The sequence below is a fragment of the Bifidobacterium favimelis genome (genome assembly GCF_037963085.1).
GTDB lineage: Bacteria > Actinomycetota > Actinomycetes > Actinomycetales > Bifidobacteriaceae > Bombiscardovia > Bombiscardovia favimelis.
Window position 1 is genome coordinate 1 of record NZ_JBANDZ010000002.1, and the last position, 24368, is coordinate 24368.

Genomic DNA, 24368 nt, shown 5'->3' on the forward strand with positions numbered 1-24368 from the left:
CGCCGCCCCAACACTCACAACAAGGGGGCCGGGCCCGCCACACGCGGACCCGGCCCCCAACCACACCCACACACAAACTCTGATTATCTCGAACTTCTGCGGTCACTTGTGATGCCGCTTCTTCTTAGGATTCTTCCTTTCGCGTTTCATCTGAGTCTGTTTCATTGCAGTCTGTTTCATCTCAGTCCCTTTCATGTTGTGAGACCGGAGCCGCCTACATCGGCACGCCCGGCTGAAGACCCATGCCCCCTGTTAGGCTTGAGGGGACGCAACAATCGAAGGAGACGACTGTGAAGAGTATTGAATTGGGCACCTCCGGTGTCAAGGCATCCCGGGTGGCCCTGGGGGCCATGAGAATCGACGACAAGTCCCGCGAGGAGGCGGCTGAGATCATACGTACGGCCCTGGATGCCGGCATCGACTATTTCGACACCGCAGACTGCTACCACGACGGTCTGTGCAGCACCATGCTGGGCCAGGCCTTGAAGGACTGCGGGGTGGACAGGAAGGACGTCGGCATCCAGACCAAGTTCGGCATCTACCGTGACCAGGAGACCAACAAGGTCACCCGCTATGACTTTTCCAAAAAGCACCTCATGGAGGCCATTGAACAGGAATTGGAGAATCTGCAGACGGACTATGTGGACTTCGTCCTCCTGCACAGGCCGGACACCCTGGTCGAGTTGGACCAGCTGGCGGAGGCCTTCAACGAACTCCAGTCTTCCGGCTGTGTCCGGCATTTCGGCGTCAGCAATGTCAACCCCATGCAGGTTGAGCTCCTTCAGAGCGGTCTGGACCAGAAGCTGCAGGTGAACCAGCTCCAGTTCGGTCTGGGTCATACGGGCATGATCCGTCAGGAAATCCATGTGAACATGGCGGACGAGGCCAGCCTGGACCATGACGGGGGAATTCTGGCTTACTCCCGGCTCAAGCACATGACCATTCAGGCCTGGAGCCCCTTCCAGAGCGGGAAGGGCGACGGGGTCATCATCGACAACCCGAAGTTCCCCGAACTGAACGACTGCCTTGGGAGGGTGGCCGAGAGGCATGGGGTCAGCAAGAATGCGATCGCCGTCGCCTGGATACTCCGCCATCCGGCCGGAATGCAGGTCATCATCGGGTCGATGACGCCCTCCAGAATCAAGGAGATGGCCTCTGGCGCCGATGTGGAGCTGACCGCCGAAGAGTGGTATGAGCTCTACGTGAGCGCCGGCAACGATGTCTTCTAAAGTTTAAAGCTCCCGGGCTCCGGCACCTGCCGGGCCCGGGAGCCGTTCGGCTCCACGCCGACAGGTGTGGGGTCGGACGAATCGTGGCCTCTTGCCGGGGATCCGGTCGGGAGGACTGATATAACTGATGGGGAAAGGACGTCCCCATAGTTTCAAGGTCAGCCACGATGCACTATTTCACTCCCCGCCGTTGCCCCGGCAGCGCCAAGATCATGTACCATGATCAGGCCAAGGCCGCCAAGGCGGCGGAGCGCAGTTACATCGAGAGGGGGACCAGGCTCTGGGTCTACCGCTGTGGAATCTGCGGGAGCTGGCACCTGACCAGTCATGACCCCTCCCTCTATGACCCTGCCATCCGTGAAGGAGGGCGCAGGGCCAAGCCCCGTTCACGCAAGCGGGGCTACAAGCCACGCCGTCGCTGATGCCGCTCCGCGCCGCCCGGCGGTTCCCGTGGAACCGGGAATGCCGTGGACGGAAGCGCCAGGGCCTGGGAACAGGGTCCATGAACCGTGCTCAACGGTCCAAGTGGAAGCCCTGCCGTTGTATGGAGGGGAGCATGGGTTCGTGGGCTGCCCCAGGGTTCACGGCCTGGTCGGCGATGATTTCGCTGAAGGACCTGCGGGGTGCGTCCATGTGCCGGATGTCCATGTAGTAGCGCTTGACCACCTGGTCGAAATCGGCCAGGGCCCGCCCTGCCCGCTCGTCCTGTGTCCTCCCCTCTGCGTCCAACTCGGGGTAACGGTTCTCGAAGATCTGGGCCGGCGGGTCCATCCTGGGTTTGAGGTCAGGTTCCTGTCCCGGGTGGCCGATGGCCAGTCCCAGTACCGGGTAGACCAGCGCCGGCAGATGGAGGAGGTCGATCAGGGCGTCCACGTCGTTGATGACGCTGCCCAGAATGACACAACCCAGGTCCAGCGAGTTGGCGGCAGTCTCCATGGCGTGGAGGGCCAGGATGGCATCGTTCTGTCCCTGGAGGAAGACGTACCCAGTGTTGAAGATGAACCGATCGGAGGAGGTGTCGACCCCCTGGGCGCCCGCCAGATGGGCGTTGCGCCTTTCATCGATGAGGAAGACGTAGAGGAGGGGGGCCTGGGCGATGTAGTCCTGATGGCCCAGTTGTGCGAGCCTTCCGGCCACTTCGGGGTCGGTGACCCTGATTGCGGACCAGTCGTTGAAGTAACGGCTGCTGGCCGCATGCTGGGCCGCCCTCTCCAGGGCCTCGACCTCGCCTTCGCTGACGGGCTGGTCGGTGAAAGCCCTGATGGACCTCCTCTTCATCAGGGTCCGGATGGTCTCATTCGTCGCCATGGCGGCCCTGGCCCCGCCCGGCGTGTTCTCGTTTGCGAAAGATGCGGTTGTCATGGGGCTCATTGTGCCGTCAGGGGCCGGTTGGCACAAGCGGCACGAATCACATTATCGCTGTCAGCTGTTTTCAGTCCTTGCTGCGTTGATGGCGGCGGTCCACCAGGGCCTGGGAACCCCGATCGATAAGGCCCGAGACCAGCGCGGTCAGGGCGGCGGAGAGCACGGCGAAGGCCAGGCTGGCCACGGTACCCTGCTTCTGCTCCTCCTCGGACCGGATGCCCCCGTTGCGCTTGGTCTGGGCCCTGTCCCAGACCGATTGGAAGATCTTGCCGGCCAGGTAGCCGGCCAAGGAGGGCAGGACGACCTTGATGATTTTGTCTGTAAGGGAATCGGGATCGGATTCTGCTGAAGAAGTCATGTCACGCACCTTGTCATCTATCGCGTGGAAACGTTCGACGATGGCATCGGCACCGTCGCTGGAAAATCCACCTGTATCGGTCATGGTCCCATTATCCCACACGGCAGCCCCTGATGGCCTATTGGCGGGGTTCCCGGCCGTTTCGGTTCCGGACGTGGCGGATGCAGTCGGTCGGCCTGGAGTCAGAAGGGTAAAGTGGAGGCATGACAGTTTCACAGCCAACTGCGAGCGAAGAAGCTCGGCGCAAGGGAAGCGTGGTCTTGCTGCGTCACGGTCAGACCGCATGGAGCCTGTCGGGCCAGCACACCGGGAAAACGGACATTCCTCTCACCCAGGAAGGGCGGATTCAGGCCCTGGAGGCGGGCGAACGCCTCAGACAGGCCTTTCCGGCGGGGTTCAAACCTGGATTCGTATACGCCAGCCCCATGGGGAGGGCGCAGGAAACGGCCCGCCTGGCCGGCTTCGACCAGCCGATCATATGGGACGACCTGGCCGAGTGGGATTACGGCCGGGCGGAGGGAAGGACCCGGCAGGAGATATCCAGGTTGGAGGGGCGGGAGTGGAACCTCTGGCGTGATGGGACCGAAGCCCTGGGTTCCGACTTGGATGGGACCTGGCAGGATGTCCTCCCTTCGGGCGAGCGGGTGACCGTCAGGAACGGGCCGGGGGAGACTTTGGACCAGGTGGCCGCACGCGCGGGCAGGTTGGTGGCCAGGCTGGAGCCCCTGGTCGATCAGGGGTGCCAGGTCCTCCTGGTGGGGCATGCCCATATATTGAGGATCCTTACGACCCAATGGCTGAGCCTGCAGGCGGCCGATGCCCGCAAGCTCCGTCTGGACACGGCCCACTTCGGCGTCCTCTCCCGGTACAAGGGCGACAGGGTCATAGAGCGCTGGAACTGCTGAAGCCCGCATACACGGCACAATTGGCCGCCGTCGGCCAGCCCTGTTGACGCCCCTGCGCATGCCCCCCGGCGGGACGCTTTGTACGATTCTGTATGACAATGTTTGCATTCGTTCGATTTTCCGGTTTCTGACCCGCCCGGACAGGTTCCGGCGGCGGTTCCTGAATGGTCGGATCACCGGCCGCCCGGCTTCTTGCCGTACTCGGCTCCGGCGAGGCCCCCGTCTGAGCGCCAGGGCCGCAGGCTTCCCACCAGGGGGCCGGTTCCCTCTTTGCCGAGTCGGCAGTAGGCGTTCCTCCCTCCTCCCCCTTATCTGCGACCGCCTGATCTGTCGGACTGCCTCAGGCCTGTCTGCCGGTGACCGTTGCGGTCGCAGGTGTGGTGCGGCCTCCGGGATGGGCTTTGGCCGGCTTCGTTTTTCAGGCGGGCCGTCCGCCACCCCGATTTGCGCCACCCCGATATGTTGCGCTATAATGACAACGATTGCATTAATCGGAGGCCGGTTGATGGAATCGGCAATGAGAGGAAATGAAACAGGAGAGGTCAACGATGACTATTGACAAGAGAGTAATCGGTCTTTCGGCTGCGGTGGCGCTTTTGGTCGGCGGTCTCGCCGGTTGCGGCGGTTCCGGCTCCGGCAAGGAGTCCGGCGGCGGCGAAAAGAGCGCACAGGCCGTGAAGCTGACCGTGTGGAGCCCCCAGGAGGACCAGAAGGACTCATCCTCCTGGCTTCCCAAGATGGAGGCGGCCTTCGCCAAGGCCCATCCCGAGTACAAGATCACCTGGAAGAACGCGGTCGTCGCCGAGGGTGACGCTGGCACCACGGTCAAGCAGGACCCCAGCGCCGCCGCCGACGTCTTCATGTTCGCCAACGACCAGTTGGGCACCCTGGTGGAGTCCGATGCCATAGGCGAGCTGAGCGACACCGCCAAGGCCCAGATCAAGAAGCAGGACAACCAGGAGATGATCGACTCCGTCACCAGCAAGGGCAAGGAGTATGGGGTCCCCTACACCGGCAACGTCTGGTTCATGTACTACAACAAGAGCAAATTCAGCGCCGAGGACGCCAAGTCCCTGGACACCCTCCTGAGCAAGGGCAAGGTCTCCTTCCAGCTCAACAATTCCTGGTACCTCCCCGCCTTCTATACGGGCAACGGGAGCACACTCTTCGGACCCAACGGGACCGATGAGTCGGCGGGCATCGACTTCGGCGGCGCAAAGGCCGCTGATGTGACCAAGTACCTGGTGGGCCTGAAGGCCAACCCCAACTTCGTGCTCGACCAGGACGGCGCCGGACTGGCCGGCCTGGGCAACGGGAGCGTGGATGTCCTCTTCTCCGGTTCCTGGGACGCCGAGAACGTCAAGAAGGCCCTGGGCGACAACTTCGCCGTGGCCAAGCTCCCCACTTACAACCTCAACGGGAAGCAGGTCCAGATGAAGGCCATGGCCGGTTCCAAGGCCGTGGGTTACAACCCCAACACCAAGAATCCCAAGGCCGCCTCCGAGTTCGCCGCCTTCCTGGGCAGCACCGAGGCCCAGAAGGCCCATTACGAGATGCGTGACATCATCCCCACCGACCAGGAGTTGATGAAGGACTCCAAAATCAGCTCTGATGCCGTGGCCGTGGCCCAGAACGACACTCTGAACGACACCTCGGTACTTCAGCCCACCCTGGCCGGCATGGCCAACTTCTGGACCCCCTGCGAGAACTTCGGCAATGCCATCGTCAACGGCGATGTCAACGCCGACAACGCGGCAGCCAAGACGGAAGACTGGAACGCCGCCTACAAGAAGTAAGGACCCTTCCGCCCCTGGCGGATCGGACCTGAACGATGCGGAACCGGGGGAGGGGCCATGCGGCTCCCTCCCCCGGCCGGGATTGCGGGCTTTACGATCATGACACACAAATCACATCTGCATGCGGCCGGACCGGCGGTCCGGCGCAAGGTGGTGCAGGGAGAGGGCAGGCCATCGCCTTACACCCTCCGTGCCGCTCTGACACGGGGTGACCTCTTCACCCACCTGTCCTTCCTGGTCTTCGGCCTGGGCAACCTGGTGCGCCGTCAGTACCTCAAAGGGGTGCTCTTCCTGGCCGGGGAGATCGGTTTCATCTACTTCATGGTGGACAAGGGGGCCGCCAACATAGGCGGCCTGTTCAAGCTGGAGGGCAACAAGCAGACCAAGGTCAAGGTGGACGGCTTCTGGGTCTACAAGGCCGGCCAATCCTCGGTCATCCTCCTCCTGTACGGCATAGCGACCGTGGTCCTCTGCCTGGTGTTCCTTTACTGGTGGTCCCTGGCGGTCCGCAGCGCCTACAAGGCCCAGGTGCTGGCCCGGAGCAAGGGCAGGGCTCCCACCCTGCGGGAGGACCTGCACGACCTCACCGATGGGCATGCGCAGACCTCGCTCATGTTCCTGCCGGTCGTGGGCATCCTGGTCTTCACGGTCCTGCCGTTGATCTTCATGATCAGCATGGCCTTCACCAGCTATGATTCCCGCCATGTCCTCCATTTCAACTGGGTGGGGCTGGATAACTTCGCCAAGATCTTCGGCAACGGGGCAGGCGACGTCAACTTCCGCCTCTTCATGTCCGTCCTGGCCTGGACCCTGATCTGGGCATTCTTCGCGACCTTCCTCAACTACTTCCTCGGCATGTTCATGGCCATACTGATCGACCGGCCGGGCACCAGGGGGAAGGGCTTCTGGAGGGCCTGCTTCTCCATGTCCATCGCCGTGCCCCAGTTCGTCTCCCTCCTGGTCATGCACACCATGCTCCAGCCCAACGGGGCGGTCAACCGCCTCCTGCAGGGGTGGGGCTGGATCTCCGGGCCGCTGCCCTTCTTCACGGATGCCACCTGGGCCAGGGTCACGGTCATCGTCGTCAACCTCTGGGTGGGCATCCCCTTCACGATCATGCAGGTCACCGGGATCCTCCAGAACATACCTTCCGAGCTCTACGAGGCCGCCAAGCTGGACGGGGCCAACGCCTGGCAGAGGTTCATGAACGTGACCATGCCCTACATGCTCTTCGTCATGACCCCCTACCTGATCACGACCTTCACGGGCAACGTGAACAACTTCAACGTGATCTACCTCCTGTCCGGGGGCTCCCCGACACCGGTCGGGGCCTCCGCAGGCAAGACGGACCTCCTGATCACCTGGCTCTACAAGCTGACGGTCGACAAGAACAACTACAACCTCGGGGCCGTCATAGGCATCCTGACCTTCATCGTCCTGGCGGTGGTCTCCCTGATCACCTACAGGAACAGCGGGTCCTATAAGAACGAGGAGGGATTCCGGTGAGCATGAGCAAGCCCCTTGAATCGGGGAAATCACGCCCTGGGCGCGGAACCGGTGCCATGGAGTCCATGACGGTGCGCAGGAGGGTGGGCGACGTGGCCACCCATATCTTCCTGGCGGTCATGGCGGTCATCTGGCTCCTGCCCATCGCCTGGGTCCTGGCCGAGAGCTTCAACGCCAACCCGGCCCCCTTCTCCAGCACCTTCTTCCCGACCGAATACACCCTTGACAACTACACCCAGCTCTTCCGGCAGCGAGACGTCCTGAACTTCCCCAAGATGTTCCTGAACACCCTGATCATCGCCATCTTCGTCTGCCTGATCTCGACCTTCTTCGTGCTCAGCGTCGCCTTCTGCATGAGCCGGCTGCGCTTCCGCTTCCGCAGGGTCTTCATGAACGGGGCCCTGATCCTGGGCATGTTCCCCGGCATCATGTCGGTGGTGGCCATCTACTTCATCCTCAAGGCCCTGGGTCTGACCACCAGCGGGATGACCAACCTGGCCCTGATCCTGGTCTACTCGGCAGGCAGCGGGGCGGGCTTCTACGTGATGAAGGGGTACATGGACACGATCCCCATGTCCCTGGATGAGGCCGCCTACCTGGACGGTTGCACTCGCTGGCAGGTCTTCACCAAGATCATCCTGCCGATCTGCCGGCCCATGATCGTCTACCAGGTCATCACCTCCTTCCTGACGCCCTGGTTGGACTTCGTCCTGGCCAAGGCCATAGCCCGCACCCAGGAGAACTACACGGTCTCACTGGGTCTGTGGATGATGCTGCAGAAGGAGTACATCAGCGACTGGTACGCCCGGTTCGCGGCCGGGGCCGTCTGCGTCTCGATCCCGATTGCTATCCTCTTCATAGTCATGCAGAGGTTCTATCAGGAATCGATGTCGGGGTCGGTCAAGGGCTGACGGAAGGCCCGGTTCAGCCTGATGGCCGGTTGCGTGCAATCGGACGGGGGCCCCGTGCGCAAACCGCCCGGTCCGGCCGGGTGCCGTCTGCATGAGAGAAAGGGCGGACATCATGCCAAACGGATTCAGCACGGTCTTCTTCGACCTCTATGGGACCCTCCTGGACATCAGGACAGACGAGGACGGCCCTGAGGGGTGGCGCCGCCTGTGGGAGTATTTCCACACCCGCTGCCGCATCTGGGACGACGCTGCCTCGGTCAGGGGGGACTTCAAACGTCTGCTGGCCCCCCTTCAGGCCGAGGCGGACAGGCGTCACGAGGTGGGGGAGGTGGATGTCCGCAAGGTCTTCGCCGGCCTCTTCGACCAGGCCGGTCTGGCCCACAGCCGGCAGGACGTGGATGACCTGGCCTGGTCCTTCAGGAAGGCCACGACCACCCTCCTCAGACCCTACCCGGGTGCTTTCGAGCTCTTGGAGGCCCTGAGGGCGGCCGGATGCCGGGTGGTCCTGGTCAGCAACGCCCAGGCCTCCTATACGGACCCGGAGCTGGATCTGACGGGCCTGCGCCCCCACCTGGACAGGATCTTCCTTTCCAGCGACTGTGGGGTCAAGAAGCCCGATCCGGATTTCTTCCGCATGGCGCTGGACGAGGAGGGCGCGGACCCCGGCAGGACGGTCATGGTCGGCAACGACCGGGGGGCCGACATCGTCGGCGGCAACCGGAGCGGTCTGACCACGGTCTACCTGGCCACCGAGATATCGCCGGGGGGCGACGGCGGTTTCTCCCCCGAGGCCGACCTTTCCCTGGTAGGGGCCGACTACGGCCGGGTCTTCGACCTGGTCACGGGAGGTGCCGCAAGATCGTGACGGAAGAGAGGCCGCGAAGACGATTCGGTGGATTCTCCACCTGGGGGCTCAAGGTGGTTGCCGGTTGCCTCCTGCTGGCGGGGACCCTGTCGACCGCCATGGTCCTGCCCTCGTTGGGGCCCTCCCTCGAGAGTGCCCCTGTGGGCGGACTCACCCTGGCCCTGGCCCTGGAGGCCCTGTCCTGGTGCGCGGTCCCCATCTATGCCTGGCTGGCCTGGACGGGGATGCGCAAGACCACCGGGTTCCCGGCCTACGTCGGCCGCGTGGCCCTGCTGGCCCTGGTCAGCGAGGTCCCCTACGATTTGGCCACCTCGGGCAGACCGTGGGACATGGGTTCCCAGAACCCGGTCATCGGCGTCCTGTGCGCCCTAGTGGTCCTGCGCATGTTGGACTACCTGCAGGACACCATGGGGGGATGGAAGGGGGCGGCGGCCCAGGTGGCCGTCATCGCCGCCGGATTGGCCTGGATGTGGCTCCTCAAGGTGGGGGTCCGTCTGGGCCTGGTCCAGGAGGGGGTCCTCCTCCTGCTCTACTGCCTGGCCTTCCGGTACCTGGACCGGAACGAGAACACGATGATGCTGGCTGCCACCCTGGTGGGGCTGGCCGGCCTGATGATCCCCTCCATGGGGCTCTTGGCCGTGCATTACCGCAACGACAAGCTTGGGAGTTGGCCCTCATGGGCCAAGTGGGTGTTCTACCTGCTTTACCCCATGCACCTGCTGGTGTTCGCCCTCATATAAGGGCGGCCGCTTCCAGGTGCCCAACAGGATCAATGTGAAAAGGAATTGGATATGGATGTGAACGGGACGCCCGATGTCGAACAGGTCGATGCCGGGGGTGAGTCGGAGGGTCCGGAAAGGCTGCGTCGCCCCCTGATCAGGCTGGCCAAGGCATACGGGGTGGCCACCTCCTACACGGGACAGCAGGGGGAGTTCCACCGTATAGACGATGACGTGTTGGTCAGTGTCCTGGCCGCCCTCGGAATAGATGCCTCCACCCCGCAGAAGATTGATGCCGCCGTCAACAGGGCCGAGGAGGTGGGGGCGACCAGACTCTGCCCGCCCACGGTCCTCCAAGTGGAGGGGGAGGAGACCTCCGTGACCCTGCCGGGCGCATCCGACCAGGTCAAGGTCGGTCTCACCCTGGAAGATGGAAGCACCTACAGGGGGAAGCTGGGGGTCGGAAGGGCCGGCGGTCCGTCAGCCCCCCTGGCGCTGACCCTGCCCGTCGGAATCCCCATCGGCTATCACATCATCCACATCGAGGATGGCGAGCGGATGGCCGACGCGACCCTGATGGTCTCCCCCCGGCGGATCCCCCTTCCCGACAGTCTCCTGGACCACCGCAGGTGGGGCTGGACAGTCCAGCTCTATTCGGTGCGCTCGCACAGGTCCTGGGGGGTGGGCGATTATGCCGACCTCTCCCTCCTCCTGAGCGAGGCGGGGGAGAAGACCGGAGCCGATTTCATGCTGATCAACCCGGTCCATGCGGCAGAACCGGTGACCCCCCTGACCCCCTCCCCCTACTTCCCGGACTCCCGTGAGTTCCTCAACGCCTCCTACATCCGTCCCGAGGAGATACCTGAATACGACGGTCTGGCCCCGGAGGACCGATCCCGTGTGGATGCCCTGAAAGACAAGGCGGCGGCGGGCAACCGGAACCCGGACTTCCTGGATCGCGATGCCATGTGGGAGGCCAAGCGACAGGCCCTTGAAATCGTCTTCTCCCAGGGGCTGACGGATGCCGGCAGGCGGGAGGGCTTCGAGGCCTTCAAACGCGCCGGCGGGGCCGAATTGGATGCCTATGCCCTATGGTGCACCGCCTACCAGTGGTGGGGAGCCCCCCGGGACGAGGGTGACTCCTGGTTCACCAGGTACGGTCCCTCGTCGCCCAGGGTGAAAGCCCTGGCCCGGGAGCACCCGGAGACCGTCGAGTTCAACCGCTGGCTCCAATGGGTGGCCGAGGAACAGCTGGGGCAGGCCCAGCTGGCGGCCCGCCGCTCGGGCATGTCCATCGGCCTCATGGAGGACATGGCCGTGGGCGTGGATCCAGTGGGTTCAGACGTGTGGTCCCACCCGGAACTCTTCGCCGGAGGGGCCACGGTGGGCGCCCCGCCGGATTTCTTCAACCAGCAGGGGCAGAACTGGCTCCAGCCCCCCCTCAACCCCATCACCCTGGAGGAGACCGGTTATGAGGCGTACCGCCGCCTGGTGCATGGCATGTTCTCCCACTGCGGGGCCATCAGGGTGGATCATGCGCTGGGGCTTTTCAGGCTCTGGTGGATTCCACGCGGGCAGAGCGCTGCCCGCGGCACCTATGTGACCTACCGCCACGATGCCATGTTGGCCGTCCTGGCCATCGAAGCCACCCGGGCCCATGGGGTGGTCATCGGGGAGGACCTGGGCGTGGTGCCCCCCCATGTGGCCAGCGCCCTGGCCGGAAGGGGGGTTCTGGGGACCATCATCGAGTGGTTCGAGCAGGAGGACGGCGTCTTCCGGGACCCGGCCACCTACCGCCGTTATGCCCTGGCGGCCGTGACCACCCACGACATGCCTCCCACCGCCGGCTACCTGGACTATGAGCAGGTCAAGGTCCGTGACCGTCTCCACCTCCTGACCCAGCCTGTGGAGGAGTTCCAGGCGGCGGCCAGGAGGGAGCACGAGGGGATGATGGACTTCCTGGTCAAGGGGGGCTGGTTGGACGCCTCCGCCTTGGAGGATGAACGGGCCCATGAGCAGGAGATCGTCGAGGCCATGCACCGGGCCCTCCTGCGCTCGCCCTCCCTTCTTCTGGCCGCCTCACTGGCGGACGGTGTCGGAGAGAGGCGCACCCAGAACCAGCCCGGGACCGTGGATGAGTACCCCAACTGGAGGGTCCCCCTGGCTGACGGGGACAGGAACCCGGTCTATGCCGAGGACGTTTTTTCATCCCCGCGAGTGCAATCGTTGTCAAAGGTCATGCGGGGAGGGGAGGACCTGGCCCGGCGGGCGGGGTGAGACCCCGATTGTCGGGCCGGCCGGCGGGGTTGGCCCCGCCGGCTCCCTACAGGGCCATGACGGCGAAACTCTGCCCCTTCAGAATCAGGGAGTCCTGGGACAGGCCGGTGTTGAGCGTGATCAAGGGGCGGGCCGTCCGGCCGTCGGCCCCGGCGCCGACCAGGTCCAGGGGGAGGGTTTCCTCCTGGCGGCCCGGGTTGAGGGCCACCAGGAGGCGGTCACTTCCCTGTGAGCGGGTGTAGGCGAAGGAACGGCCCTGACGGGGAGCGTGGACGACGGCGAAGTCGGCGCCGGGCCGGAGGGCCTTGTTCCCCTTTCTCAGGGCCGTCAGCTGCCTGACGAAGGTCAGGAGCGAGTCGGGGTCTCCCTCCTGCTCCGCCACCGTGGGGGCGCCGGGCTCCAGGTCCACCGGCAGGTAGAGGTCGGTCGGGTCGGCCTGCGAGAACCCCTTGTTGGCGGACCCGTCCCACTGCATGGGGGTGCGGGATCCGGTCCGGTTGTAGCCGCCCTCCTTGGTGGGCAGGTCCCTGTATCGCATGCCGATCTCGTCCCCGTAGTAGATGAAGGGGACGCCCGGCATGGTCAGGAACATGCCATAGGCCACCTTGATCTCCTCCGTCGTCAGGCGCGGGGCCAGACGGGGGGTGTCATGGTTGCAGGTGATGAAGCAGAAACTTCCCAGGTCCCGGCTGCGCAGGTACTGGGGGATGTAGTCGGCCAGGAAGCCTGATATGCCGGTGCCGCTGTCGGCCTTGAAATAGCTGGAGTCATCGCCCCCTGCCAGCTCGTCCTCGGTGTTCCTGGCCAGGCGGTTGTAGCCGTTGGGCTTGCCCTCCCACCTCCAGTTCAGGTAGAAGTCCATGTCGAAGCCTGCCTTGAGCGACTGCCATGGCTTGCCCCACTCGGAGACGAAGGCCGCCTGGGGGAATTCCTCCCTGATCGGCTCGAAGAGACGGTGCCAGGTGTCTGTGGTGGCCGTCTTCTCCTCGTCGTCGTTCTTGACCAGGGAGTCGGCCATGTCCACCCGGAAGCCGTCGCAGCCCCGGCTCAGCCAGAAACGCATGACATCGACCATGGCCTGCCGGGTGGCTGTGGGACCGGGGTCGTCTGGTGACTGTTGCCAGGAGCGGTCGCGGGAGGCGAACCCATAGTTGAGAGCCGGCTGGCACTTGAAGAAGTTGAGGATGTAAGCGGCGTCGCGTGGGGCTTCACCCCCTATGAAGGGCATGCCCGGGTATCCTTCGAAGGAACTTCCCGTCCAGATGTAGCGGTCGGAGTACTCGTTGCGCCCCGCCTGGCCGCTGTTTGCGAACCAGCGGTGCTCTTCGCTGGTGTGTCCGGGGACCAGGTCCAGGAGGACGTGGATGCCCCGCCGGTGGGCCTGCTCGAAGAGGTCGACCAGGTCCTGGTTGGTGCCGTAGCGGGGGGCCACCCGGGTGTAGTCGCGCACGTCGTAGCCTGCGTCCTTGAAGGGTGAATCGAAGCAGGGGTTGATCCACAGGGCGTTGCAGCCCAGAGAGGATATGTAGTCCAGTTTGTCGGTGATGCCGGGGATGTCCCCGATGCCGTCGCCGTTGCTGTCGTAGAAGCTCTGGGGGTAGATTTCGTAGAAGACGGCCTCGTCCAGCCATGAGGGTGTCTGGTGCATATGCGCTCCGTTTTCCTTGCCCGACCTTCGTCGGTCTGTCAGTATGGACCATGCCCATGCTAGGGACCGACGATGACAACGATGGCGGAATCCGGCCGGACGCTCCCGACCGGCATGAACTCCCGGCAGAAGGCTGGCTGAGCCTGCTGTTTGCAAAGGAAGGCAATGGGTTGAATGGTATGACGGCACCGGATTGCCACCTTGGTTTGCCGTGTGTATGATAACGTATGCAATATTGGGCCAATGCAGGAGGAGCGGACGATGACGGCTGTGCATCGTGCCCTGTCCGCAGCAGGACCCACAGGTCATGCCAGACTTGATTCAGGCAAGACGGATACAGAAAGTACAAGGGAGTTGCCAGCGATGGTCAAGAAAACCGCACCCCGTTCCCAGATGACGTCCGAGGAGTTCGCCCGGGCCGTACGCGAACGGCTGGAGCATATGCAGGGGGTCGCCCCCTCATCCGCCTGCGTGGACGATGTCTACCAGGCCGTGGTCGCCGTGGTCCGCGACCACCTGATGGATTCCTGGCTGGCCACCAAGGACATGATGGTCCATGGGTCCACCAAGGCCGTGGGCTACCTGAGCGCCGAGTACCTCCTGGGGAGCCAGCTGCCCAACTCCCTGCTCAACGCAGGCCTGACGGACCAGTTCGAACAGGGGGTGCGCTCGCTGGGATTCGATCCGGAGCAGGTGATCGAGGCCGAGCACGAACCCGGCCTTGGCAATGGCGGACTGGGCCGCCTTGCCGCCTGCTACATCGACTCCCTGGCCTCGTTGGGTGTGCCCGCTTTCGGCTATGGGATCCATTACCAGTACGGCATCTTCGAGCAGTCCTTCGATGGGCAGGGCCGGCAGGTGGAGCATCCCGACTACTGGCTGGCCGGGGGCGATCCCTGGGGTCATGAGGACCTGAACCGCTCCCGCCGCGTCTCCTTCGGCGGTCGGGTGGTCCAGGAGGGCGGCCGCAGGGTCTGGGAGCCCGCATGGTGCGTCAAGGCGGTTCCCGTGGACTACCTGGTCCCCGGTTATGCGTCCGGAAGGGTCAACACCCTGCGCCTGTGGGAGGCCCGCTCGTACGATGAGTTCGACCTGGAGACCTTCAACCGTTCTGACTATCTCGGTGCGGTGAAGCCGCAGGTGGAGGCGGAGACCATCAGCAAGGTCCTTTACCCCGAGGACTCCACCCTCGAGGGCAAGACCCTGCGTCTGGAGCAGCAGTACTTCTTCGTGGCGGCCTCCATAGCCGATGCCATCGCCACCTTCTACCCCGGTCAGGACCACCCGGACCTGGCCACCCTCCCCGACAGGATCTGCTTCCAGCTCAACGACACCCACCCGGTGATCGGGATTCCAGAGCTGATGAGGGTCCTGATCGATGACTATGGCTATGACTGGGATGCCGCCTGGTCGATCACCACCAGGACCTTCAACTACACCTGCCATACCCTCCTGCCGGAGGCCCTGGAGGAATGGTCGGCCGAACTGATCGGCAGCCTCCTGCCCCGTCATCTGGAGATCATCCGCGAGATAGACCGTCGCTTTGTGTCCGATCTGGCCTCCCGTGGGACGGGGACGGACCAGGTGGACAGGATGAGGATCGTCACGGCCGGGCCGGACCCCAAGGTCCGCATGGCCTACCTGGCCACGGTGGGAGGTTCCTATGTCAATGGGGTGGCCGAGCTCCACTCCCGCCTCCTCAAGGAGGTGACGCTGAAGGACTTCAGCCAGGTCTTCCCGGACAAGTTCATGAACGTGACCAACGGTGTGACCCCCCGCCGTTTCGTCCGTCTGGCCAATCCCGGCCTGTCCGACCTGATCACCGAAGGTCTGGGCACGGATGCCTGGGTGGCCGACCTGGACCTGCTCAAGGGCCTGGAGCCCCTGGCCGACGACCCCGCCTTCGTGGACCGTTTCATACAGGTCAAGAGACAAAACAAGGAGGACTTTGCGGCCTACTCCCGCCGCCGTTACGGTTTCGAACCCGATCCGGACACCATGTTCGACTCGATCGTCAAGCGTCTGCATGAGTACAAGCGCCAGTCGCTGAAGATTTTGGCCGTCATAGCCCAGTACGCCGCCATCAAGGACGGGACCGCCGATCCGGCCGGAATACTGCCCCGCACGGTCATCTTCGGCGCCAAGGCCGCCCCGGGCTACGCCATGGCCAAGCTGACCATCCGCCTGATCAACAACGTGGCCAGGGTCATCGACTCCGATCCGGAAACAAGGGGCCTGCTCAGCGTCTTCTACCCTCGGAACTACAACATCGAACTGGCCGAGCACCTGATCCCCGCCACCGACCTGGACGAGCAGATATCCCAGGCCGGCAAGGAGGCCAGCGGGACCAGCAACATGAAGTTCGCCTTGAACGGGGCCCTGACCGTGGGCACGCTGGACGGGGCCAACGTGGAGATCCGCGAGAGGGTGGGTGCCGGGAACTTCTTCCTCTTCGGCCTTGAGGTGCCCGAGGTGACCAGGCTCTACGAGGAGGGCTACGACCCACGCTCCTATTACGAGGCCGACCGCAGGCTGAAGACCGCCGTCGACATGGTGGCCTCAGGGGTCTTCTCGGACGGCGACCGGGATGCATACAAGCCGCTCGTCCAGGACTGGCTCAACAAGGATTACTTCATGACCATGGCCGACTTCAGCGCCTACATGGACATCCAGTCCACCATAGAGAACGCCTACCGCGACAAGGAGGGGTGGGCCCGCAAGGCCATACTCAACGTGGCCAACAGCGGTTACTTCAGCTCCGACCGGGCCGTGGAGGACTACCTGCGACAGATCTGGCACACGGGGCCGCTCGGACAGGAGTGACCGGGTGGGGGCCGGCCGAGCCGGCGGCCAGACCTGACGGCGGGCAAGCCGGCCGGGCATGCCGCCGGGCCGAAGAAGGCGGCCGGACCCACGGGTCGGAATGGGGCCGGGCGGGTCGATGAAAGGTCCGCCCGGCACCCGCCCGGTTTTCAGGGACGGTCCGGTCCCCGCCCCGGTGCGGTCGTCAGCGGTCTGCAGGTGGCTGGGTGGTCTCCCGGAGCACCAGGTGGGTGGGGAACATTTCGAAGGGTTGGTCCGGCCGGCCGCCCTCAATCAGGCAGAGGGTCTTCCTGGCCAACTCGACCCCCATCTCATAGGGCTTCTGCTGGATGGTCGTCAGGCCTATCTCCTCGCTGTAGGTGCTGTCGTCGAATCCCACGATGGATATGTCATGGGGGACTTCACGCCCGTAGTGGTGCAGGCCGTAGAGGACGGGTATGGCAAGGCCGTCGGTCTGGAAGCAGACGGCGGTGGGGGCCGGGTTCAGACTGAGTATCTGGGCCAGGGCCGTGTTGGACGCATCCATACCCGGGGGGCAACGCAGGGAGGTTGTCATGTCGGCGATTCCGGCTTCTTTGACGGCCTCTTCGAACCCTTCCAGGCGTTCGTCGGCCCGATAGCGGAAGGGGGAGCCGTGGCTGGCCCTCACGTAGGCAACCCGCTGGTGGCCCAGGGAGGTCAGGTGGTTGACGGCCAGCTTCATGGACTGCCGGTCGTCCACGTTGACGGACGCATCGAACCGGTCGGTGTTGGGGATGTTGATTCCGACGACGGGGACGTCCATGTTGCCGAGCTTGGCTATCTCCTTGGGGACGATGTTGAAGGAGCAGACCACGACCGCATCGGCGTTGCGTCGCACGGGGAGGCTGGCGAAGAACTCCGCACGGGCCTGGACGGTGTTCATGGTGTAGATGGACAGGTCGTATCCGGCCGGCTGGAAGACGTTGTTGAGGCCGGCGAAGACATGGCTGTTGAACCAGGTGGTGATGCTGTCGCTGATCAGCATGGCTATGCGCATGGACTGGCCTGTCTTGAGGGCAGCTGCTGAACGTGAGATCCTGAAGTCCATGGCTTCGGCCACATCGAGCACCCTCTGACGGGTTTTGGCCGAGACCAGCTGCGGGCGGGTGAAGGACCGGGACACCGTGGAGACCGATACGCCGGCCCTGCGTGCTACATCATGTATCGTGGATTTCACTGTTCTCTCCTCGCTGCCCGCCGGCCCGTCTGACCGGCGCTTGCCCGCCTGCCCGTGACCTTGTCGACCATCCGGCATCGGCGAAAACGATGGCACTCACCCGCATATGTCCGGCTCCCGCCGCCGGAACAGGACCATTGTAGTCTCTGCCGTCTTGCGTGGTCTTGATATAACCCTTCCATTGATGTTACCCCGCCCCGCCGTTCTGTCACGTGATGATTGGAATTGTGCGCGTTTTACTGACCACGTTTGCAATCCGGGGCGGCGACCTTCCTGAGGTCGGGCCCGGCTAGAATGAGTGGCCATGGTCACTCTTCAGGATGTCGCCCACGCCGCCGGGGTGTCGGTTGCCACGGCCTCATGGGCCATCAATGACGACCCCAAGGCCCGCATACCCCAGGCCACCCGTGACAGGGTCCGCAGGGCGGCGGACCGGCTGGGATACCGGCGAAACGCCCTGGCCAGGGGGTTGGCCCGTGGACGGTCCGACCTGATCGGCTTCATCAGCGATGGGGTGGCCACCTCCCCCTTTGCCGGCCAGGTGATCCGGGGGGCCCAGGATGAGGCTTGGAAAAACGGGAAGATCCTCCTCGTGGTCGATACGGGCGGTGACAGGAGGATGGAGGAGAAGGCCTTCGAATTCATGTTGGAACGCCGGGTGGAGGGTGTCGCCTATTCCAGTTGGGTCCACCGCAGGGTCGAGGCCCCTCGGGGTCTGTCCGGCGTGAACACGGTGCTGGTCAACTGTTATGACCGGGAGGGCCGTTTCCCCGCTGTGGTTCCCGATGAGGTCGGGGGAGGGAGGAGTGCCACCCGGCTCCTCCTCCAGGCGGGCCACAGGAGGATTGCGTTCATCAACGCCAGTGCCAGGACGCCGGCCTCCGTCGGCCGGTTGAAAGGCTATCGCCAGGCCCTGTCCGAGGCGGGCGTGGCCTATGACCCCTCCCTGGTCATCCGGGAGAAGGAGGCCGATCAGGAGTCCGGTTACCGGGCCATGCGGGCGGTCATGGCGACCGGAGCCACGGCTGTCTTCTGCCATAACGACCGCACAGCCATGGGGTTCTATGATGCCCTGCGGGAACACGGGCTGAGGGTTCCCGACGACATATCGGTTGTCGGTTTCGACAACCAGGAGGTCATATCCGCCCACCTCCACCCGGCCTTGACGACGGTGGGTCTGCCCCAGTACGACCTGGGCAGGATGGGGATACGTACCCTCCTGACAGGAGGGGGTGCGGCCGCTGACCTCTCGGACGGTACCCGGGCCTGCTCCGGTTCCCAGGCGGGGGCTGATTCTCCATCGGAGCGTGACGGCGATTCCCCGGTGCCCGGTGCCGCCACCGGACCGCCTGCCGAACCTGCCGTCCGCTCCGCCGCCGTCCGCACGGGCTCCCATGGCCCACAGCTGGTGGCCTGCCCCGTCGTCCTGCGGGATTCCATATCCCGGGTGTGACCGCGGTCTGAGGCCCGCCGCCCCGATTGACATCATGGCGGGTGCTTTTATAATGGTTGCTTAACCGCTTAAACAACGAGCGGGCGGCCGGCCGTCCGGGAACCCGAGTGGGGGAGAGGCGGAAATCCGGGCGCGCAGATCGTCGACGATGTGAAAGGCGCAGCATGAACAAGCTCTACTATCAATTCCCCGGCACCTGGTTCGGGGACTGCATGCCCTATGGGAAGGGCGACGAGTTCTTCCTCTTCCACCAGCGGGATGACCGCGACCCGGTCCCCTTCGGCCGGCCCTTCGGGTGGGACCTGGCCACCACAAGGGATTTCGTCCACTACAAGGACTGCGGCACGGCCATCCCCAGGGGGGCAGACGGGGACCAGGACCAGTTCATCTTCGCCGGCAGCGTCTTCGAAGGGCCGGACGGCTACCACGCCTTCTACACGGGCTTCAACCGGGATTACCCGGCCCAGGGCAAGGCCTCCCAGGTCCTCATGCAGGCGGTCAGCCAGGACCTCTACCACTGGCGGAAGTTGGACCAGGCCCCCGCCATCGCCCCCCAGCCCGGCTACGACCCCGACGACTGGCGTGATCCCCTGGTGGTCAGGGACGAGGAGGCCGGCAACTACCTGCTCATCCTGGGTGCCCGTAAGCAGGGTCCCAAGACCATGCAGACCGGCAGGACGGTGAAGTTCACCTCCGACGACCTGGTCCACTGGCGGTTCGAAGGGGACTTCTGGGCCCCCGGCCTCTACACCATGCATGAGATGCCCGACCTCTTCAGAATCGGGGACTGGTGGTATCACATCGTCACCGAGTACAGCGACAGGCACGGCATGACCTACCGGATGTCGCACAGCCTGGACGGCCCCTGGACCGCCCCCGTGGACGATGCCTTTGACGGGAGCGGCTACTACGCGGGCCGTACCTTCGAGCTGGGAGGCAGGCGGGTCCTCTTCGGCTGGGTGGGGACCAAGGCCGGCAACGATGACCGGAACAACTACGAGTGGGGAGGGACCTTCGTCCCCCATGAGGTCTACCAGCGGGAGGACGGATCTCTGGGCGTGCGGCCGGTGGACACCCTCTGGGCGGCCTTCAACACCCGTACCCCGATAAACGATGTCGACATTCAGGCCCCGCACGAGAGGCGTGAGGTGGTCATCGACCCTGATTGCGGGGACCTCTTCTCCTTCGAGGCCGATGTCCGCTTCGCGCCTGGCACCCGTTCCTTCGGCCTGCGCATCCAGGAGGATACCGGGGCCGGCCGGTCCTATCAGTACGACTTCCAGGTGGGTCAGGGGCGCTACCGGTTCGAAGGGTCACCAAATGACCCCTGGTTCACGGTCATGAACATAGGCCTGGAACGCCCGATCGCCCTAGAGGCAGGGCGGACCTACCACCTCCAGTTGGTGGTGGACGACACCATCGCCACCCTCTATGTGGACGGGGTGGCCCTGAATGCCAGGACCTACCGCCCGGGCCGGGCCTTGGGACTCTACGTGACCGAGGGCGGTCTTCAGGCCACGGGGATGAGCGTGGCCAAGGGCCTGCGCCGGTAACGGGGCTGATTCACTTGGCGGGTGCGGGGCTGATGGCCGGCACCCGCCTTCAACTATGCTTGGACTCATTCAGTTTCGACGACAGGGGGCCGGCAAATGACTCAGGGAGAACGGAAGCGAGGGTCGACCAGACACCGCCCGGAGACAGCAAGAAAGCACGAGGCGATAATAAAGGCGGCCTCTGAACTCTTCGGGGAACAGGGGACGGCTAATACCACCCTCCAGGACATAGCGGACAAGATGGGGATGACTCACGCCGGCATTCTCCACCATTTCGGTTCCAAGGAGGACCTCCTCATGGAGGTCCTCAAGTACCGCGACGAGAGGGATCTGGATGAATACGAGAGCCACCACTTGCCTGACGGAATCGATCTTTTCCGCCACCTGGTCAAGACGGCCTTTGCCAACATGGACAGGAAGGGGGCGGTCCTCACCTTCGTGGCCCTCTCCTCAGAATCGGTCACGAAGGACAACCCCGGCCGCGGATACTTCAAAAATCGCTACCGGATGTTGCGAGGTTCCATTATGAACGCGCTGTCCCTGATGATGACCGGTCAGGACGATCCGAATCGCCTGTCACCCGAACTGCACCGTAGAGTGGACCGTGCGGCCGCCTCGGTCCTGGCCGTGATGGACGGGCTCCAACTCCAGTGGCTCCTGGAGCCCGAGGCGGTGAACCTGGGTGAGGTGACCGGGTTCGCCCTCAGGGCTATCGTCCATGCCGTCGTCCATGACGACTCCGAGAAGGAGTTTTAGAAGGTTTTCCGGGTTCGCGGGCCGGGGTCCGAACACGCTTCCAACGGTCGCTCTGCTGCTGCGCCCATCACGAGGGTGTTGAAATTGACAAGATGTCCCCTACGTCTTTATACTGACTTTTACTTACAAACAAGTTAGTAAGTAAATTGTCGGTCGAATAAAGGAGTTCGAAGTGGGGACAATCGTATGGAAGGAAGCGGCCAGTGTCGGCCGCGGACATGGCCGCCTCAAGATGATCAGGGGGGCTGGAGCCCTCCTGGCAATCGCCCTTCTGACGCCTCTGGTCGCCTGCGGGGGGTCGGACAAGGCTGTCGACGCTGACGGAAGGCCTGTGGTCGAGATCCTCTTCGTCAAGCGGCAGGATACGGAGCCGATTGAGAAAATGGGCTGGATCAAAGAAATCGAGAAGAAATGCGGATGCAACATCAAGGTGACTGAATCCAAGGACACCACCTGGAATGACAAGAAGAACTCCGTGTTGGGATCCCAGGACCTCTCGGACATATCCATCCGTGCTTTCGGCTTGAGCGACGTGGCTCAGAACAAGGATCAGTTCGTCAATCTGGGCGATCACCTGGATGCCATGCCCAACGTCAAGGAGCTTTTCAGGCAGTACCCTGATGCCAGGAAGAACAGCGAAAACCTGCAGGGGGAGCTCTATACCCTCCCCTCGGCTCGCCGGCTGCCCGGTTCCGAGACATACGTGCAGTCCGGGCATCATCTCTATATCAACAAGCAGTGGCTGGACAAGCTGGGGCTGAAGGTTCCCACAACCTGGGATGAGCTCTACCAGGTCCTCTTGGCCTTCAAAGAGAAGGACCCCAATGGGAACGGCAAGGCCGATGAAATCCCCTTTGCCATGAAGAAACTGGAGTCTGGAGCACTGGGATGGTATAGCCCCTTCGTGCTCCTCAACTCCACCGGGATGGCCACGCAGCTATCCGGCGGAATCGGCAACCAGGGCCTCTTCGTGGAGGGGGGGAAGGTCGGAAGCATATTGACCGACCCCAGGTTCAAGGATTTGATTGGGTTCCTCAACAAATGCTACAAGGCTGGTTTGATTGCCAAGGATGCCATGACCCAAGACGATTCCAAGTATGAAGCCTCCCTTCAGGGGGATGGCCAAGCGGCGCTTGTCGGCTTCGCCGTCGCCTGGGACAGCACCTCTTTCGGGACCAATGTGCAGAAGCAGTATGAGTCCATTGCCGCCCCCAGGTCCAAAGAAGGGGTCAAGCCCACGTGGGATTACGCCCCCCAGAGTTTCATCACCGGACGGGCGGCCCTGGCCGAGAGCGCAAAGAACAAGGATGCCGCTTACAAGGTGCTCAACGCCATGTACGACGAGCGCATATCGGTGGAGCAGCTCTTCGGCGACATCCCCAAGTACACGGAGGAGACAGGTCAGCATAAGTACTCCCAGAAGGAGGTCAAGACCGATATCAACTACACGCCCTTCCTCGATGACAACGGCCTCTTCTGGCAGCGCAAGGACGTGGAGGTCAAGACGCATAACGCCATGGATTTCCTTTCGGTCGAAGATAAGGCGCAGAAACCCAACTATGACAATGTGGACACCAATACCATGATCATGCCTTCCTATGTCCAGTTGCCAGACGAGGATCAGGCCACCTTCGCCAACAACACCACCGCCGTCTTCAATTATGCGGTCCCGGTCATCGCCAAGTGGATCGCCGAAGGGGTGTCTCAGGCGGACTGGGAGACCTTCACCGGTCAAGTCGGCAAGCTGGGGGCGGACTCCAACAACAGAATCTGGCAGAAGGCCTACGACACCTACAAGGCCAAGTACAAGACCTTCTGAACTCTTCAAGTCGCGCCCGGCACGGGGAGGATTGGACGGGCTGTGCCGGGCCGGGAAGAGTCATGGGGCTGGCAAGGGACAAGGGACGGTTGCATAGCATGACAGAACAAGAGGGTTCAGTCGAAGCCCACGGCGGCGGTCGCATCCCCTCCGGGCACAGCAGGGGGGTGCCGGCGGGCACCGATGAACGGAAGCGGTCGGTGCGGCCAGGCGTCAGGCGCGTCTGGCCTGGGCGAAGGGAATTGCCGGCCGGGCCTGAGGGGGCCCGGCCGGGGCCCACGGCACGCCTGGTGGCGCACTTCCGCCGTTACTGGCAGCTCTGGCTGATGAGTCTGCCGGCCATCTGCTTCATCGCTCTTTTCTCCTACGTCCCCATGTATGGAATCCAGCTGGCCTTTCGGAAATTCAAGGCCAGCAAGGGGCTGACCGGAGGGGACTGGGTGGGCTTTGCCTACTTCCGTCAGTTCTTCGCCAACCCCATGTTCAAGTCGCTGATAGTCAACACCGTTCGAATCAGCCTATGGACCCTGGTCATGGGATTCATCGCCCCGATCATCCTGGCCCTCCTGATCAACCAGATAAGCGGTCCCAGGACCAAGAAGTTTGTGGAGTCGCTCACTTACACCCCTCACTTCATATCGACGGTGGTCATCGTCTCCATGATCAACATCTTCCTGACGCCGAGCACCGGCATAGTGGGGAGGTTCTTCGGCGATGCCAACCTTCTGGCGTCCCCGAGTTTCTTCACCCCGATTTACTGGATCACCGAGGTCTGGCAGCACGTGGGTTGGAACGCCATCATCTACTTGGCAGCCTTGTCCTCGGCCGACCCATCCCTGTACGAGGCCGCCAAGGTGGATGGTGCCGGTCGGCTCAGGCTTATCCGTTACATCGACATACCCACCATCATGCCGACCTGTGCCATCCTCCTCATCCTCAACATGGGTTCCATCCTTGGGGTCGGATTCGAGAAAGTGTACCTCATGCAGAATGCCATGAACCTGCCCGTGTCCGAGGTGATAAGCACTTACACCTATAAAATCGGCATCTTGTCAAACCAGTTCAGCTACTCCACGGCCATAGGCCTGTTCAATACGGTCGTGAACTTCTTCTTCATCCTCCTTGCCAACACGTTGGCCAAGCGGGTGTCGGACATCAGCCTCTTCTAAGGGGGCGGTCGTGTGTGG

General features: G+C 63.4%; 19 protein-coding genes. 15 read left to right on the forward strand and 4 right to left on the reverse strand.

Annotation, left to right across the window (positions count from 1 at the left end; translation table 11 throughout):
* Positions 1-290 precede the first annotated feature (290 nt).
* Together V6584_RS06420 and V6584_RS06425 are read left to right on the forward strand one after the other, a co-directional pair.
* The gene (locus V6584_RS06420; RefSeq protein WP_340469993.1) at positions 291-1229 is read left to right on the forward strand and encodes an aldo/keto reductase; all 939 of its coding nucleotides are present in this window, start codon (positions 291-293) and stop codon (positions 1227-1229) included.
* 167 nt (positions 1230-1396) lie between these two features.
* Positions 1397-1651: a hypothetical protein gene (locus V6584_RS06425; protein ID WP_340469992.1), complete on the forward strand. Its 255-nt coding sequence runs from the start codon at positions 1397-1399 to the stop codon at positions 1649-1651.
* A 91-nt stretch (positions 1652-1742) separates the two neighbouring features.
* Here the strand turns inward: V6584_RS06425 and V6584_RS06430 are convergent, their stop codons facing one another.
* Both V6584_RS06430 and V6584_RS06435 read right to left on the reverse strand, forming a co-directional pair.
* Complete coding sequence (locus V6584_RS06430) at positions 1743-2591, reverse strand: nitroreductase family protein (RefSeq protein ID WP_422678591.1); 849 nt, start codon at positions 2589-2591, stop codon at positions 1743-1745.
* Positions 2592-2661: 70 nt separating this feature from the next.
* Positions 2662-3036, reverse strand: a complete 375-nt coding sequence (locus V6584_RS06435; protein WP_340469991.1) for a DUF4235 domain-containing protein — start codon at positions 3034-3036, stop codon at positions 2662-2664.
* A 119-nt stretch (positions 3037-3155) separates the two neighbouring features.
* Between V6584_RS06435 and V6584_RS06440 the strand changes: the two genes are divergently transcribed.
* From V6584_RS06440 to malQ, 7 genes are all read left to right on the forward strand, one after another.
* Positions 3156-3857 carry a histidine phosphatase family protein gene (locus V6584_RS06440; RefSeq protein WP_340469990.1) on the forward strand — a complete coding sequence of 234 codons (702 nt, stop codon included), beginning with the start codon at positions 3156-3158 and terminating at the stop codon, positions 3855-3857.
* A gap of 548 nt (positions 3858-4405) precedes the next feature.
* A complete protein-coding gene (locus V6584_RS06445; protein ID WP_340469988.1) occupies positions 4406-5653 on the forward strand; it encodes an extracellular solute-binding protein in 1248 nt (415 codons plus the stop codon).
* A 99-nt stretch (positions 5654-5752) separates the two neighbouring features.
* Positions 5753-7159 (forward strand): carbohydrate ABC transporter permease, encoded by a 1407-nt coding sequence (locus tag V6584_RS06450; RefSeq protein WP_340469987.1) that lies wholly within the window; start codon positions 5753-5755, stop codon positions 7157-7159.
* A gap of 56 nt (positions 7160-7215) precedes the next feature.
* Positions 7216-8070: a sugar ABC transporter permease gene (locus V6584_RS06455; protein WP_340470015.1), complete on the forward strand. Its 855-nt coding sequence runs from the start codon at positions 7216-7218 to the stop codon at positions 8068-8070.
* Positions 8071-8182: 112 nt separating this feature from the next.
* Positions 8183-8935, forward strand: coding sequence for an HAD family hydrolase (locus V6584_RS06460; RefSeq protein WP_340469984.1), 753 nt, complete (start codon positions 8183-8185; stop codon positions 8933-8935).
* Positions 8932-9675, forward strand: a complete 744-nt coding sequence (locus tag V6584_RS06465; RefSeq protein WP_340469982.1) for a TraX family protein — start codon at positions 8932-8934, stop codon at positions 9673-9675. Before V6584_RS06460 ends, V6584_RS06465 begins: the two co-directional genes overlap by 4 nt.
* Before the next feature lie 51 nt (positions 9676-9726).
* Positions 9727-11931, forward strand: coding sequence for a 4-alpha-glucanotransferase (malQ, locus tag V6584_RS06470; protein WP_340469981.1), 2205 nt, complete (start codon positions 9727-9729; stop codon positions 11929-11931).
* A gap of 46 nt (positions 11932-11977) precedes the next feature.
* On the opposite strand, the gene V6584_RS06475 is transcribed toward malQ, so the two are convergent.
* Positions 11978-13579, reverse strand: a complete 1602-nt coding sequence (locus V6584_RS06475) for an alpha-amylase family glycosyl hydrolase (protein WP_340469980.1) — start codon at positions 13577-13579, stop codon at positions 11978-11980.
* A gap of 363 nt (positions 13580-13942) precedes the next feature.
* Here V6584_RS06475 and V6584_RS06480 point away from each other — a divergent pair, with 363 nt between their 5' ends.
* Entirely contained in the window at positions 13943-16402 is a 2460-nt protein-coding gene (locus V6584_RS06480; protein WP_340469979.1) for a glycogen/starch/alpha-glucan phosphorylase, read from the forward strand.
* Positions 16403-16586: 184 nt separating this feature from the next.
* Here V6584_RS06480 and V6584_RS06485 read toward each other — a convergent pair whose 3' ends face one another.
* Entirely contained in the window at positions 16587-17600 is a 1014-nt protein-coding gene (locus V6584_RS06485; RefSeq protein ID WP_340469978.1) for a LacI family DNA-binding transcriptional regulator, read from the reverse strand.
* Between the two features lie 304 nt (positions 17601-17904).
* Between V6584_RS06485 and V6584_RS06490 the strand changes: the two genes are divergently transcribed.
* The 5 genes from V6584_RS06490 (at position 17905) to V6584_RS06510 (ending at position 24350) form a co-directional block, all read left to right on the forward strand.
* Positions 17905-19053, forward strand: a complete 1149-nt coding sequence (locus V6584_RS06490) for a LacI family DNA-binding transcriptional regulator (RefSeq protein ID WP_340469977.1) — start codon at positions 17905-17907, stop codon at positions 19051-19053.
* A 164-nt stretch (positions 19054-19217) separates the two neighbouring features.
* Entirely contained in the window at positions 19218-20606 is a 1389-nt protein-coding gene (locus V6584_RS06495; protein WP_340469976.1) for a glycosyl hydrolase family 32, read from the forward strand.
* Positions 20607-20702: 96 nt separating this feature from the next.
* The gene (locus V6584_RS06500; RefSeq protein WP_340469975.1) at positions 20703-21362 is read left to right on the forward strand and encodes a TetR/AcrR family transcriptional regulator; all 660 of its coding nucleotides are present in this window, start codon (positions 20703-20705) and stop codon (positions 21360-21362) included.
* 172 nt (positions 21363-21534) lie between these two features.
* Positions 21535-23181, forward strand: a complete 1647-nt coding sequence (locus V6584_RS06505) for a type 2 periplasmic-binding domain-containing protein (protein WP_340469973.1) — start codon at positions 21535-21537, stop codon at positions 23179-23181.
* 98 nt (positions 23182-23279) lie between these two features.
* Positions 23280-24350: an ABC transporter permease gene (locus V6584_RS06510; protein ID WP_340469972.1), complete on the forward strand. Its 1071-nt coding sequence runs from the start codon at positions 23280-23282 to the stop codon at positions 24348-24350.
* Positions 24351-24368 lie beyond the last annotated feature (18 nt).

Coding starts and splice junctions, on each gene's coding strand:
- V6584_RS06500 (WP_340469975.1), top strand. CDS start 20,703: ATGACTCAGGGAGAACGGAAGCGAGGGTCGACCAGACACCGCCCGGAG.
- V6584_RS06425 (WP_340469992.1), top strand. CDS start 1,397: ATGCACTATTTCACTCCCCGCCGTTGCCCCGGCAGCGCCAAGATCATG.
- V6584_RS06430 (WP_422678591.1), bottom strand. CDS start 2,591: ATGACAACCGCATCTTTCGCAAACGAGAACACGCCGGGCGGGGCCAGG.
- V6584_RS06480 (WP_340469979.1), top strand. CDS start 13,943: ATGGTCAAGAAAACCGCACCCCGTTCCCAGATGACGTCCGAGGAGTTC.
- V6584_RS06495 (WP_340469976.1), top strand. CDS start 19,218: ATGAACAAGCTCTACTATCAATTCCCCGGCACCTGGTTCGGGGACTGC.
- V6584_RS06455 (WP_340470015.1), top strand. CDS start 7,216: ATGGAGTCCATGACGGTGCGCAGGAGGGTGGGCGACGTGGCCACCCAT.
- V6584_RS06475 (WP_340469980.1), bottom strand. CDS start 13,579: ATGCACCAGACACCCTCATGGCTGGACGAGGCCGTCTTCTACGAAATC.
- malQ (WP_340469981.1), top strand. CDS start 9,727: ATGGATGTGAACGGGACGCCCGATGTCGAACAGGTCGATGCCGGGGGT.
- V6584_RS06435 (WP_340469991.1), bottom strand. CDS start 3,036: ATGACCGATACAGGTGGATTTTCCAGCGACGGTGCCGATGCCATCGTC.
- V6584_RS06440 (WP_340469990.1), top strand. CDS start 3,156: ATGACAGTTTCACAGCCAACTGCGAGCGAAGAAGCTCGGCGCAAGGGA.
- V6584_RS06510 (WP_340469972.1), top strand. CDS start 23,280: ATGACAGAACAAGAGGGTTCAGTCGAAGCCCACGGCGGCGGTCGCATC.
- V6584_RS06460 (WP_340469984.1), top strand. CDS start 8,183: ATGCCAAACGGATTCAGCACGGTCTTCTTCGACCTCTATGGGACCCTC.
- V6584_RS06490 (WP_340469977.1), top strand. CDS start 17,905: ATGGTCACTCTTCAGGATGTCGCCCACGCCGCCGGGGTGTCGGTTGCC.
- V6584_RS06450 (WP_340469987.1), top strand. CDS start 5,753: ATGACACACAAATCACATCTGCATGCGGCCGGACCGGCGGTCCGGCGC.
- V6584_RS06445 (WP_340469988.1), top strand. CDS start 4,406: ATGACTATTGACAAGAGAGTAATCGGTCTTTCGGCTGCGGTGGCGCTT.